Origin of the sequence: Ferrimonas pelagia (assembly GCF_039543565.1) — a bacterium.
Lineage (GTDB): Bacteria > Pseudomonadota > Gammaproteobacteria > Enterobacterales > Shewanellaceae > Ferrimonas > Ferrimonas pelagia.
Genome location: NZ_BAABJZ010000098.1, coordinates 12,427 through 24,994, shown reverse-complemented (window position 1 = coordinate 24,994; position 12,568 = coordinate 12,427). Strand labels below are relative to the sequence as shown.

Genomic DNA, 12,568 nt, shown 5'->3' with positions numbered 1-12,568 from the left:
ATGGCCAACGGTAAATGTTAAAAAGAAGATAGATACAGCGACCGCGGGATGATCTATGGACAGACATTCGCAAAGTTGGCGCCGCTGGCTAACCGTAGGGATAGCCAGTCTTGCGCTGACGCTCTTCATCATCCAGTTTTCCGATGTCACCCAACTGTCCTGGACCCAGCAGGAAGGGCTGTCGCTTGCCGTGTCCCAATCCAAAGTCGTCGAGCTGGGTTCGCAACAACAGGTTGCCCTGCTCAGCCATCAGTCGATCGAACTGACACTCCAACAGCAGCAACAGATCCTATGGCAACAAACCTGGCACTCCCGCTGGCGACAGCCCTGGCACACCTTGCTCTTTCAGGGCGAAGGCACCGCTGAGTTACATTGGCAAACGACTGAGCCACCGAGATTTTGGTGGCACGGCGCGCCCTTAGCCTTTTTCATGCTCGGCAGCACACTGACCTTACTCGGCATGCAAGCGCTGCTCTATCTGCTGTTTGCTCACCGCCACCTAGCACCGCAATTACTGCTCACCCTGCTGCTGTTTGCCGCGCTGTTGCTGCCCGTCGCCGGCGCCAGCGCCCTACTCGCAGCCGCCCTCCTGCTCCAACGCCCCCCACCGGCACGTTGGCAACAAAGCGTGTTATTGCTGCTCTGTCTGTTCGGCTGGCTCTGCCCCACGGCCGTGGCCTACCTCTGCCTAACGGGACTGGCCTTATACCTGCAGTGGCAACTGGTCAAGACGCCAGCATCGCTGAGCGCCAGAGTGAGCCTGCTCTGCTTGCTTTTGCTCACATTGGAGCCGCTCTTTCGGCTGCAACTCGCCCCCGCGCTGAGCGCACTCTTGCTGCTCAGCTGGCAACTGAGTCAATTGCTCTTTCCGGTGCGGCAACAACTCGAAAGCCAGCGGCGCACGCAGCAGCTCTATCTGAGCAGTAAACAAAGACACCTCAACCAACATCAGCAACGCCTGACCCAATTGCAGAGCGAACTTACTGAGCTATCTCAGCAAAATAGGCTACTAAAGGAAAAAAACTGGGTGGATGCGCTCACCGGATTGCGCAATAGGCTCTACTTCGATGAACAGCTCACGAGAGAAACGGCGCGCAGCGCTCGAGACCAGTCTCCGCTGGCACTGTTGATGATCGATCTCGACCACTTTAAACGCGTCAACGACAGCTATGGTCACCCGATCGGTGATGAGGTGCTACAAGAAGTGGCGCGGCGGCTCTATTACAGCCTGCGTAGGCCAGCCGACGCCCTATGTCGGATCGGCGGGGAAGAGTTTGCGGTGTTATTGCCCTCCACCAACGAGCAAGGCGCCTTGCATGTCGCCGAGGTGATCGGCACCCATATCGCCGCAAAACCCTTCCAGACCAGTCGGGGAGAGCTGCACATTACCGTGAGCATTGGCTGCGCCAGCCTGACCCATCAAACCGACGGTCAGTTACTGCACACGCAGGCAGATAATGCGCTCTATCTTGCCAAGCAGCGCGGTCGCAACCGGATCGAATGCGCCAGCCACGCCGCGGCACTCGCCGTCCCCACCACGACTAGTGCCCCTCATTGAACCGGGCAAAGGACAGGATCAGCCGATTACGCTGTCGTACGGCGTGATGCTCAGAGCGCAGCTCTATCCCATAGGCGTCCAGGATCTGAGGCACCAAGACCAACTCACTGTCGTGCCGAGCCAGCCTCAATAGTCGGCTGAGCGCCTCTTCAGACAGTGCCGGGCCCTGATCGGCCACCTCGATCCAGCCGCGTTGCCCTTCACAGCCACAGCTCAGTGAAAGCGTCTGGCCTGGGCGAGAGCGACGAATGGCCAGCTCCAGCAGCGCATCCAGCAGGATCTGCAGGGCGATCTCGGAAATGATCAGATCGCACCCTGTGGTCACTTCCGGCGGCGGGATGGACAATCGACGCTTGTGCAACAGAGGCGAGATCCGCTTCACCGCAGCCTGCAATTGCCGGTCCAAGACAAGACAAGCCACACCGGTCGACTGTGGCTCATTTAACTCCAGCCTCAGTTGGGATTGCTTTAACTCGCGGGCGATCTTCTGGGTCAAATGTCGGGCGCGAGTCTGACCCAACTCGCCTTCCGCTACCGCCGCCTCGAGCTGCTCAGCGCAACCAAACAGTTTATCCAATACCGCCCGAAACTGCGCTGACTGGTGCTGCCGCTGGGTGTCATGCTGTTGTTCTAGCTGCTGCAGGGTTTGCTGGATCTCGCGCAACTCCGTCGGGAGATGTTCGGGCTTGATCGCCGTCGATGCGGCTCCCTGCTTTAGCGCATCGACATAACGGCGCAGGGGGGCCAAGCCGAGAGACACCCCGAGCAAGGCCAACGCCAAGGTGAGCGCAAACCAAAGGAACACAAAGCGTTGGAGGAATTCAACAAAGCTAGCCCAGACCCGTTCCCGCGGCAGATGGGCCGGGTAGGCCAACTGAAACCAGATATCGGTTTGCACCGAGTAAGCAGAAAAGGTGCGCCATTGGCTATCACCAACCCATAGGAAATCAAAACCACTCTTTAGGCTGGTCAGAGGAGGGGCTTGATCGCAAGGCAGGTTAGTCAACGTCAGCTGACATTGCCCCCGCACCCAGACCTGACCCCAAATCAAGGGAACATTGGGATCGGAAAGGCCAGCCAGATGCCAGCCATACTGCTCAGGACGCCCCAAACGATTGAACATCGCCAGCATGGGCTGCAAGCCATCGCCGCTGTTGCCCGCATCGTGCCACACCTCTAGGCTGCCGATGGCGAATTGCGTACGCTGTGCGATGGTGCTATCGAGCATACGCGCCATGTTCTGCTGATTGATCCAGAAGCCCAACCCTGAGCCGATCATACTGCTGAGCAGCAGCAACATGACTAACCATCCAAAGATCTGCCGACGCATGGACTTCACTACTCAACACTCCCTTTGAGGCGGTGACGAAAAGTCGCACAGTTTGCCACCGCGCCTCACCAGCCACCAGAGAGCCGGATCACCTTTCCATGACTTGGTGATTAAAAAGCCCGACTGAGAGAAAAAATCACACCAGGTTAAACCTTTTTGCCAACATCCTCTGTCAAACTGGGCAACACACCACCATTGGGATCAATCGTGCTGCCAGCCCCCCAAGAGACAGACGAGCCGGACACCGAAGGGCTTTGGATCGCGCGCGCGCAACGCGGCGATACCGCTGCCTTCGAGCGGCTGTACCGACGTCACCACGGCCGGATCTTTGCGCTGTGCTATCGCCTGTGTGGTCAGGCGGGACAAGCGGAAGACGCCACCCAGGAGATCTTTATCCGCCTGTGGCAGAAGCTGCCTCAGTACCGTTTTGAGGCTCGATTCAGCACCTGGCTGCACCGGCTTGCGCTCAACCATGCCCTCAATCACCAGCATAAACAGCGCTGGTGGCGCCGCCTCTTGCCGCTTGATGGCCAACCCGAGTCCAGCGCTCCCGAACCCGCTCTGCAGCCGCTGGATCGGGCGCTGCCTCATTTGCCGCCCCGCCCCCGCCAAGTCTTCGTCCTGTACGCGATCGAGGGCTATCGCCATGCCGAGATCGGGGAGCTGCTTGGGATCAGCGAAGGCGCCAGCAAGGCCCACTACCACCGCGCTCGCCAACAACTGAAGGAGTTGCTGTAATGGATCTGGAACAGCTTGGCCAACACCTGCCAAAGACACTGACCCCTCAGCGTGATCTCTGGCCAGGGATCGCCCAGCGCATCGCGCCCGCCGCCGTCCCTACGCGCCGTCCCGCCCCTTGGCCACTGGCAGCGTGCCTGCTGCTGGGGTTCTTACTCGGTACGCTTTTCCCCCCGCAGAGCTGGCAAACGCCGGCGTCCCCCAGCTGGGACACCGAGCAGGTGCTTGCCATGCTAGAGCGGCAACATCAACGTCGGCAGGATCAGCTCAGCCATCGCTTACCCCGGCTGCACTCAGCCTCACACCGCGACATTGAAGTCCTACGCGGCGGCTCGCAAGAATTGCTGCAGGCGATCCGAATGCAGCCGGACAACCTCGCCCTGCTCGAGTTGCTGCTGTGGACCCAACAGCGTGAACTTGAATTGATGACGCAGCCTATCACTCACCCCACCCTCGGCTACCAGGCCCTATAGGAGCACCTAATGAAGACACGGATCCTGACCCTACTCCTGCTACTCAGCTCACTAAGCTCACTAAGCGCCTTGGCGCAATCGATCGATCAAACCCTGTCGTGGCCCGAGCCACGCCCCATCCTGATCGAGGTACCGCGCGGAGAGCTCACCCTCGTTGGCCGCGATAGCGACGCCGTGCAGATCCAGGGCCAGCTGGATAAGGAAGCCAGCGAGTTCCTGTTTGTCGAGCAAGCAGATCAGCTGCTGATCAAGGTGATCTTGCCGCAAAACTGGCAGAATCAGGACGCCGCAGATCACAGCAAGCTCACTATCCGACTGCCCTCTCGGGCCGAGGTGCGGCTCAAGTCCGTCAGCACCGATCTGACCGCATCGGCCCTCACTCGGCTCGAGTCCACCACCGTCAGCGGCGATCTCAGCCTCAATGACAGCCAAGGCGACTTCCGCTTGACCAGCGTGAGTGGCGACATTGAGCTCACCCAAGTCGGCTCTCAGATCTGGGCCGAAAGCGTCAGCGGCGACATTGAGGTTCAGGACGCCCAAGGCAAACTCAAACTCAAGAGTGTCAGCGGGGACATGACTCTGGCGCGGGTCAGTGGGATGTTTGAGCTGGAATCCGTTTCCGGCGAGATCACCGCAGAGATCGACGCACTCGAAGCGCTAAAAGGCCGCAGCGTCAGTGGTGATCTCACACTCGAGTGGCAAACCGCGCAACCCGAGTTTGTCCTAAGCGCCGACAGCGTCAGCGGCGATATTCAACTCAGCACCGCGCCAACGCCCCCCTATCGAGTGATGGCCAATACCGGGCCGGGCGGCAAGATCACCAATCGCTGGAGCCAGGAACAGCCCATCGTCAGCAAATACGGCCGCAATCAATCACTGCAGCTCAATCAAGCGCAGCCCGATCGGATCATCAAACTCAATACCGTGAGCGGCACGCTCGGTTTGTACAAGTAACGGCGAAACGGGCCGCGCCCAGCGTAAAGTCTTGGGAGCGGCCGCTGCTCTTTGCTACCCTTGCCGCCATGAACAACTCTACTCATGACTGGGCATTGATCGCCGAACAGATCAAAACCGACGCCCTCGCGGCCGGCTTCTGCGCCGTTGGCATTGCTGACCTCGATCTCACCGAGGAGCAGCCCCGCCTGCAAGACTGGCTCGACCGTAACTACCATGGTGGTATGGATTACATGGCGCGCAATATCGCGATGCGCAGCCAGCCGGATCAACTGCTGCCGGGCACCTTAAGGGTGATCACCGTCGCGCTGGATTACCTTCCCCCCAACGCGGAGTTTGCTCAAACGCTAAAGCAGCCGGATAAAGGCTACATCTCCCGCTATGCTGGCGGACGGGATTACCACAAGCTGATGCGCAATCGGCTCAAGAAGTTAGGGGATAGCATCAAAAGTGGCCTGCCAGAGCTGGCCTTTCGCCCCTTTGTCGATTCCGCGCCACTGCTCGAGCGCCCGCTAGCCCGCAATGCCGGGCTGGGTTGGGTTGGCAAACACTCACTGCTGCTCAATCGCAAGGCTGGCAGCTGGTTTTTTCTGGGCGAACTTTTGGTCAACCTGCCCTTGCCGGTGGATACCGCGCATGAAGGGGACTGCGGCAGCTGCACCGCCTGCCTCACCGCCTGCCCCACCGGCGCCATCGTGGAGCCCTACGTGGTCGATGGCCGCCGCTGCATCTCCTATCTGACCATCGAATCGGATGAGCCCATCCCCGTGGCCCTGCGCCCGGCGCTGGGAAACCGGATCTACGGCTGTGACGACTGCCAGTTGGTCTGCCCCTGGAACCGTGAAGCGCCCATCACCGCAGAGCCCGACTTTCACATTCGAGCCGCCTTGCAACAACCGGATCTGCTGACGCTGTGGCACTGGGATGAGGCACACTTTCTCAAACAAACCGAAGGCTCGCCCATTCGTCGGATCGGCTATCGTCGCTGGCAACGCAATCTGGCTGTCGCCTTGGGCAACGCGCCGGCGGATCCCGCCATCCAGCGCGCGCTTGAGCAAGGGTTAGGCCGGGTTGACGCCATGGTGGATGAGCACATCGAGTGGGCCCTGACGCAACAGCGCCTGGGCGTGTCAGCGAGCAGCCGCCGCCAACAACGCCTGATCCGAGTGGTCGAAAAAGGCTTGCCGCGGGATGCTTGAACTCGATGTCCGCGAGCAGCGGACACCTGGCCAGCTCGCTCTGTTTATCGGCGCGTGACAGGGTACGCTCCCTGCCTCAGCGCCCACGCACAGCCGGTCAAAAAAAACCCGGCGTCTGCCGGGCCGGGTGAAGGACACGCTCGAATCGACCCGATAGGTTGGGTGCATCGAGCCACGAACGTGCACCTGCACAAGATGGCACTTTGGCGATTGCGATTCAAACCCGCCAGCGCGAGCGAGCCGGTTGCAATCGCGTTGCCCCCGTCGTTCTGCCGCGCGTTATGACATGCTTAGGCGTTTGCAAAGTCGATCACTCGGCGCTGTCACGCATTTCATCGAACTTTATCACTTTTGGAGTAAAACATGACCCTCGAAGTGGTTGCCGCCTTGTTATGTGATCAAGGCCGCATTCTGTTAGCCCGGCGCCACCCTAACGCGAGTCAGGGCGGATACTGGGAGTTTCCCGGCGGCAAGATCGATCCCGGCGAATCCCCTCAGCAAGCCCTCGAGCGCGAGATCGCCGAAGAGCTCAGTGTCTCCATCCAAGTGCGCCATTATCTGGCCAGCAGCCTGCACCACTATGGCGACAAACAGGTTAACCTGCATGGCTACCTGTGCCACTGGCAGCCGCAACCCATCCAACTGACCGGCAGCCACGACCAATACCAATGGTTGCGCCCGGAGCAGATCGATCGCACCACACTGGCACCTGCCGATCTGCCACTGCTCGATGCCTTGCTGCAAAAGCACCGCAATGCATCGTTATAGATCAAGTAAATATCTGCGCTAGGTTGACGCGCCAGCGGCAACTACCTAGCCTTGCGCCCAGACCCATTTCATTCGCAGAGGCCCCCATGACTCAGACCGTCGCCGATCCGTTCCAATCCGAACTGTGGGAAACCGTTGCCGGTTTCGATTTTGAAGATATCACCTACCACCGCGCCAAAGATCAGGGCACGGTGCGCATCGCCTTTGACCGCCCGGACTGCCTGAACTCATTCCGTCCGAAGACTGTCGATGAGCTGTATACCGCGCTGGATCACGCCCGTCAGTGGTCTGATGTTGGCTGTGTGCTGATCACCGGCAACGGTCCCTCCAAGAAGGGGCAGTGGTCCTTCTCCGCCGGTGGCGATCAGCGCATTCGCGGCAAGGATGGCTACAAATACGAAGGCGAAGAGGGCACCGCCGACGTTGCCCGCATGGGTCGCCTGCACATCCTCGAAGTACAGCGCCTAATCCGCTTTATGCCCAAGGTGGTGATCGCCCTGGTGCCCGGCTGGGCGGTTGGCGGCGGCCACAGTCTGCATGTCGTCTGCGATCTGACCTTGGCCTCCAAGGAACACGCAGTGTTTAAGCAGACCGATCCCGATGTCGCCTCGTTTGATTCCGGCTACGGCTCCGCCTACCTGGCCAAGATGATCGGTCAGAAGCGTGCCCGTGAGATCTTCTTTTGCGGCTTTGACTACAGCGCCCAAGAAGCGTTTGAGATGGGCATGGTCAACAAGGTGGTGGAGCACGGCGAGCTGGAAACCGAAGCGCTGCGCTGGGCCAAAGAGATCAACAGCAAATCCCCGACCGCCATGCGCATGCTCAAGTACGGCTTTAACCTGCCGGACGACGGTCTGGTCGGCCAGCAACTGTTTGCCGGTGAAGCCACCCGCTTAGCCTACGGCACCGCCGAAGCGCAAGAGGGCCGCGATGCCTTCCTCGAAAAGCGCGATCAGGACTTCTCTCAGTTCCCGTGGCACTACTGAGCCGTCCCAACCAGCAGGCCCGCCAGTGCGGGCCTGCTGATGTTAGCCAGTCTCCTCCGCTTCATCCCCTTGCAACAACGGCTCTAGACTCAAGCCGGCGCCACCGCCGGACACCTCCTTCGTCAGCTCACCGCTGGCCAGCTTTAACTCCAACTTGACGTTGGTTGGCGAATCGGCAAATTTCATCGCCGTCTGCTCGCTGATCCGGCCCTGCTGGCACAACGTAAACAGGGCACGATCAAACGTCTGCATCCCCAGCTCAGCCGACTTGGCCATGATCCCCTTCAACTCGCCGGTTTCTCCCCGCTTGATCAGATCGCGGATGGTCAGGGTCCCCAGCATGATCTCCACAGCGGCACAGCGCTTGCCATCCAGCGTCGGTACTAATCGCTGCGACACAAACGCCTTAAGGTTATTCCCCAGATCGTTCAGCAGTTGCGTTCGACGCTCTTCGGGAAAGAAGTTGATGATCCGATCCAGCGCCTGATCGGCGTTATTGGCGTGCAAGGTGGAGATCGCCAGATGGCCAGTTTCGGCAAAGGCCAATGCATGCTCCATGGTTTCACGATCGCGGATCTCGCCAATGAGGATAACGTCCGGCGCCTGACGCAAGGTATTCTTCAGCGCGGCATGAAAACTGCGGGTATCGACCCCGACCTCGCGCTGGTTCACCAAACAGCCCCGATGCTCGTGCACGTACTCCACCGGATCCTCAATGGTAATGATATGACCTTCGCTGTTGCGGTTACGGTGATCGATCAATGACGCCAACGAGGTCGACTTGCCCGAGCCGGTGCCACCGATAAACAGCACCAGGCCACGCTGGGTCATGATCACCTCTTTGAGCACTTCGGGCAGCTGTAGCTGATCGAAGCTGGGGATCTCCATCTTGATATTGCGCGCCACGATCGCCAGCGCATTGCGCTGTTGGAAGATATTGATACGAAACCGGCCGATCCCCTCAAGGCTCAGCGCCAGGTTCATCTCCAGTTCACGCTCAAAGGCGGCCCATTGCTCATCGTCCATCAACGAGCGGGCGATACGATGCAGCGCGTCCGGGTGCATGCTCGGCGCATCCAACGCCCGCAGCTTACCCTGAAACTTGGCGCTGGGCGGCGCACCATGGGTCAGATACAGATCCGAGCCGTCCTCTTGCGCCAACTGCGCCAACATCTGCTGAAATTCCATCTCTCCACCCTATCCTTGCTTGCCAGAGTAGAAAGTGTGGTCGCTCATTGCCGCCGCGGCAAAAAAAAACAGGCAACCGCAGTCACCTGTTTTCATTCTCGATAAACGAAGGCTTAGCGCGCTTCGATGGCCGCATCAACCTGAGCGAGCAACACCTCAACCTCGGCGCAGTCTGGCTCAACCAGCCCCCCGTGGGTCTCCATCGCCTGCCAATAGGCGCTCAAGGTACGGAAACGTTGCGCCAGCTCGATGGTGCCAAAGTCCAACTGGGCCACCGGATGCTGTGGCGCGGACTGTTGCACCGCCTGGATCACGCTGGCATCAATGTCCCTCGGGTTCGCCATCAAGCCATCGTCAAAGGTGTGGAAACCGTTAATGCGGGAGCGTTGTGCTTCGGTCAGCAGCCCCAGATCTGGCCCCTCACCACGCAGGCGGTTGTCCTCCAGCAACAGGTTGATCTGCATCAACCCAAGCTGACGGGAAAACTCGTTGGCGGTAAACAGCGCTTGGCGATAGTCCTCTAGCGCTTCCGCCGCTCTGGCCTCGATCTCACGGCGCTCCTGGACATTCCGGGTCAGGCTATGACATTGATAATTCAGCAGCATGGCGCTGTAGGCGGACACCAGTGTGGCGTCATCCAGCTGATAGACGTAATCGTGCTCACTGGCCGACTTGACGTCATCCAACTGAGATTGGGCGTGCTGCCATTGAGGCGGCAACTCCTGCGCCACTTCCGCTGGCTGACACGCGGCGACGCCGGCCAGCAGTAACATGGCGCTTGCGCCGCGAAGCCATACCGATTGATTATTGTGACTCATATCGCCTGCTCTGATTACATAGGGGTGATTTGGGTTCAAAGTATATCGAGCCCACCGCGGACAAAATAATTGCCGCTCAAGGATCTGCGAGCGCGATCGCTGGGTCTTTACACTCCTGTCAGCCCCCTTGCCATTTACTGACACTTCCTCGCTTTCAATGCACAAGGGACTGAAACGCAAAAACCCCGAGCCAAAGGCTCGGGGTTTTCAAATTCTGGAGCGACCAGCGGGAATCGAACCCGCGTCATTAGCTTGGGAAGCTAAGGTAATGCCATTATACGATGGTCGCGACAGAGCTAACATACTGGCTGGAGGCTGCCCTTGGCAAGCCCCAGCCAACCGTTTGCCGCTTGTTTGACCAATTGGCCGGCAGAAGCCAGCTCAATCGACGATCACCATCTCTTTCAATAGATTATCGGCACCGTCCAACTCCTTCATGACCCACAGCATGTAGCGGCTGTCGACGTGAATGGAGCGGGCAAACTGCTTATTGAAGTCCCAATCGGCGATGATGCTTTCATAGACGCCATCAAACAGCAGCCCCACCAGCTCAGCACGACCATTCATGGTGGCCGAGCCCGAGTTGCCGCCGGTACTGTCGATATCCGACAAGAAGTTCACCGGCACCGAGCCGACGGCTTTGTCCGCGTACGGCCCATATTGACGCTGGCTGATCAAGGCCAACTGCTGGGCAGAGGCATCAAACGGCTCCACTCCGGTCGCCTTACGCTGCAAGCCTTCCAGTGTGGTAAACGGCGTTGCCACCAAGCCATCTTGCGGGCTATAGCCTTGCACCGTACCGTAGCTCAGTCGCAGGCTGGAGTTGGCATCGGCGTACACCGGCAGCCCCTGGCTTTGCTGATAGGCCATGATGGCGGCCATGTACTTGGGCCGGACCTTCAACAGTTCACCGTTGATGTCCTTGCTCTTCTTCTCCTTCTCCAGCACGTGAGGCGCATTCGCCACGGCAAAACGGATGAAGGGATCGGCGCTTTGCTCAAACGCGTCCGGCGCTTGCTCGAGCCACGCCAAGCGCGCATCGAGATCGCCCAGTTGGGTGGTGGCATACATGGCGTCCAACTTGGTCATCAGCCCCTGCGGATCCGACTCGCCGTTGAGGCCAAAGATCCGATCGATCACCGGCTGGCGCTCTGCTTGCGGTAACGCATCGTAGCGGCTGAGCAGGTGATGCAGGATCGCCTTATCCACCGCCGGATCATAGTTCCGCTCCATCCGCTTCAGGCCGGCGACGAAGTTCTCCATGTCCCGCTCTTGGTAGCCCTTCTTGCGCTCAAGATCCGGCTTCTGCTGCTCCAAGGCCAAGCGATATAACGTCGCCGCAGTGCTGGTCATGCGATTGTAACGGAAGTAACTGGAGATCAGATCCCGCTCCAGATGCTGCCACTGCTGATCGATCAGCCGATCCAGCTCCGCCTTGACGTTGCCATACTTCGCCGCCTGATCGCCCTCACCGCGTACCCACGTCCACAACGCGTCCTGACGGGCCTGTTTGGCCGGACCAAACCCGGTTTTGCCATAGCTTTCCACCATGCTTTGGAAGTTCTTGGCATAGTTGGCCAGCCCAGCCAGGGTGCTTTCGTACTTGATCCGCTCCGCCGAGCCCGGCTCAGAGCCGGTTTCAATGGTGGCGATCAACTCATTGCGCAGCTCCCGGGCCGCCGGATAGTAATGCTCAAAGTAATAGCCCACCTCCTCCGCCGTCCGGTAACGATCGGTCGAGCCCGGATAGCCCGCTACCATCACAAAGTCACCGTCGCCTAAGCCAGACGCAGACACCTTCAAAAAGCGCTCGGGCTGGTAGGGAACATTGTCGTCGCTGTAGGGCGCCGGTTTGCCATCCGGCCCAACATAGGCGCGGAAGAAGGCAAAATCGCCGGTATGGCGCGGCCACATCCAGTTGTCGATGTCACCGCCGTACTTGCCCACCGACATCGACGGGGTATAGACCAGACGGACATCCTGGATCTCCTGCTCGGTGATCAGGAAATAGCGCGCGCCGTGGTGGAAGTTTTTCACATCACAGCGCACCGCTTCGCGCTGCTCGCAATCGGCCACCAGCGCCTTTTTATTGCGCTCCACCGCGTCGAAATAGTCGGCGCCTTGCACTTTACGACCGATGGGATCGATCACCTTATCGGTCACCTCCACCATCGACTCGGTCACCCAGATCTTATAGCCGGGCACCGGCGGCTTCTCGTCGGCCAGGGTATCGGCCAAAAAGCCATGCTGGAGAATATTGTCCTGCGGGGTGGAGTGATATTGGACGGCACCGTAGCCGCAGTGATGGTTGGTGACCAGCAGCCCCTTGGGCGAGACAAACGAGGCCGAGCAGCCACCGAAGTTGATCACCGCATTCATAGGAAAGGCGCCCAGATCGGCCATGGTGTTGGCATCCAACTCCAGCCCGAGTTGTTTCATGTCGTCCGCCAGAGCAGGCAATTGATGGGGTTGCCACATCCCCTCAACCGCCAACGCTCCAGGGATCCCGGCCACCGCCAGGATCAGAGGGAGGATCCTTTTTGTCATTGTAAGCTC

The 12,568-nt window shown here is 59.4% G+C and carries 11 protein-coding genes and 1 tRNA gene; 7 read left to right on the top strand and 5 right to left on the bottom strand.

The annotated features are described in order from the left end of the window. Positions 1-55: 55 nt before the first annotated feature. Positions 56-1,558, top strand: coding sequence for a GGDEF domain-containing protein (locus tag ABEA08_RS16955; protein ID WP_345336563.1), 1,503 nt, complete (start codon positions 56-58; stop codon positions 1,556-1,558). On the opposite strand, the gene ABEA08_RS16950 is transcribed toward ABEA08_RS16955, so the two are convergent. Further along, positions 1,542-2,897, bottom strand: coding sequence for a histidine kinase (locus ABEA08_RS16950; RefSeq protein WP_345336562.1), 1,356 nt, complete (start codon positions 2,895-2,897; stop codon positions 1,542-1,544). The two genes, ABEA08_RS16955 and ABEA08_RS16950, sit on opposite strands and share 17 nt — an antisense overlap. A gap of 198 nt (positions 2,898-3,095) precedes the next feature. Here ABEA08_RS16950 and ABEA08_RS16945 point away from each other — a divergent pair, with 198 nt between their 5' ends. From ABEA08_RS16945 to ABEA08_RS16920, 6 genes are all read left to right on the top strand, one after another. Beyond that, entirely contained in the window at positions 3,096-3,626 is a 531-nt protein-coding gene (locus tag ABEA08_RS16945) for an RNA polymerase sigma factor (protein WP_425557379.1), read from the top strand. Beyond that, positions 3,626-4,099 (top strand): hypothetical protein, encoded by a 474-nt coding sequence (locus ABEA08_RS16940; protein WP_345336561.1) that lies wholly within the window; start codon positions 3,626-3,628, stop codon positions 4,097-4,099. Before ABEA08_RS16945 ends, ABEA08_RS16940 begins: the two co-directional genes overlap by 1 nt. A 9-nt stretch (positions 4,100-4,108) precedes the next feature. Next, positions 4,109-5,053 carry a DUF4097 family beta strand repeat-containing protein gene (locus ABEA08_RS16935; protein ID WP_345336560.1) on the top strand — a complete coding sequence of 315 codons (945 nt, stop codon included), beginning with the start codon at positions 4,109-4,111 and terminating at the stop codon, positions 5,051-5,053. A 68-nt stretch (positions 5,054-5,121) separates the two neighbouring features. Then, positions 5,122-6,252 carry a tRNA epoxyqueuosine(34) reductase QueG gene (gene queG, locus ABEA08_RS16930; RefSeq protein WP_345336559.1) on the top strand — a complete coding sequence of 377 codons (1,131 nt, stop codon included), beginning with the start codon at positions 5,122-5,124 and terminating at the stop codon, positions 6,250-6,252. 363 nt (positions 6,253-6,615) lie between these two features. After that, a complete protein-coding gene (locus ABEA08_RS16925) occupies positions 6,616-7,020 on the top strand; it encodes a (deoxy)nucleoside triphosphate pyrophosphohydrolase (RefSeq protein WP_345336558.1) in 405 nt (134 codons plus the stop codon). An 86-nt stretch (positions 7,021-7,106) separates the two neighbouring features. Further along, a complete protein-coding gene (locus ABEA08_RS16920; protein ID WP_345336557.1) occupies positions 7,107-8,006 on the top strand; it encodes a 1,4-dihydroxy-2-naphthoyl-CoA synthase in 900 nt (299 codons plus the stop codon). 42 nt (positions 8,007-8,048) lie between these two features. Here ABEA08_RS16920 and ABEA08_RS16915 read toward each other — a convergent pair whose 3' ends face one another. The 4 genes from ABEA08_RS16915 to ABEA08_RS16900 form a co-directional block, all read right to left on the bottom strand. Next, on the bottom strand, positions 8,049-9,194 hold the full coding sequence (locus ABEA08_RS16915; RefSeq protein ID WP_345336556.1) for a PilT/PilU family type 4a pilus ATPase: 1,146 nt from the start codon (positions 9,192-9,194) through the stop codon (positions 8,049-8,051). Between the two features lie 113 nt (positions 9,195-9,307). After that, the gene (locus ABEA08_RS16910) at positions 9,308-10,012 is read right to left on the bottom strand and encodes a hypothetical protein (protein ID WP_345336555.1); all 705 of its coding nucleotides are present in this window, start codon (positions 10,010-10,012) and stop codon (positions 9,308-9,310) included. A 215-nt stretch (positions 10,013-10,227) separates the two neighbouring features. Beyond that, a tRNA-Gly gene (locus ABEA08_RS16905) sits at positions 10,228-10,301 on the bottom strand. A 92-nt stretch (positions 10,302-10,393) separates the two neighbouring features. Then, positions 10,394-12,559 (bottom strand): S46 family peptidase, encoded by a 2,166-nt coding sequence (locus tag ABEA08_RS16900; protein ID WP_345336554.1) that lies wholly within the window; start codon positions 12,557-12,559, stop codon positions 10,394-10,396. Between the last annotated feature and the right edge of the window lie 9 nt (positions 12,560-12,568).

Coding starts and splice junctions, on each gene's coding strand:
- ABEA08_RS16955 (WP_345336563.1), top strand. CDS start 56: ATGGACAGACATTCGCAAAGTTGGCGCCGCTGGCTAACCGTAGGGATA.
- ABEA08_RS16900 (WP_345336554.1), bottom strand. CDS start 12,559: ATGACAAAAAGGATCCTCCCTCTGATCCTGGCGGTGGCCGGGATCCCT.
- ABEA08_RS16935 (WP_345336560.1), top strand. CDS start 4,109: ATGAAGACACGGATCCTGACCCTACTCCTGCTACTCAGCTCACTAAGC.
- ABEA08_RS16925 (WP_345336558.1), top strand. CDS start 6,616: ATGACCCTCGAAGTGGTTGCCGCCTTGTTATGTGATCAAGGCCGCATT.
- ABEA08_RS16940 (WP_345336561.1), top strand. CDS start 3,626: ATGGATCTGGAACAGCTTGGCCAACACCTGCCAAAGACACTGACCCCT.
- ABEA08_RS16910 (WP_345336555.1), bottom strand. CDS start 10,012: ATGAGTCACAATAATCAATCGGTATGGCTTCGCGGCGCAAGCGCCATG.
- ABEA08_RS16915 (WP_345336556.1), bottom strand. CDS start 9,194: ATGGAATTTCAGCAGATGTTGGCGCAGTTGGCGCAAGAGGACGGCTCG.
- ABEA08_RS16920 (WP_345336557.1), top strand. CDS start 7,107: ATGACTCAGACCGTCGCCGATCCGTTCCAATCCGAACTGTGGGAAACC.
- queG (WP_345336559.1), top strand. CDS start 5,122: ATGAACAACTCTACTCATGACTGGGCATTGATCGCCGAACAGATCAAA.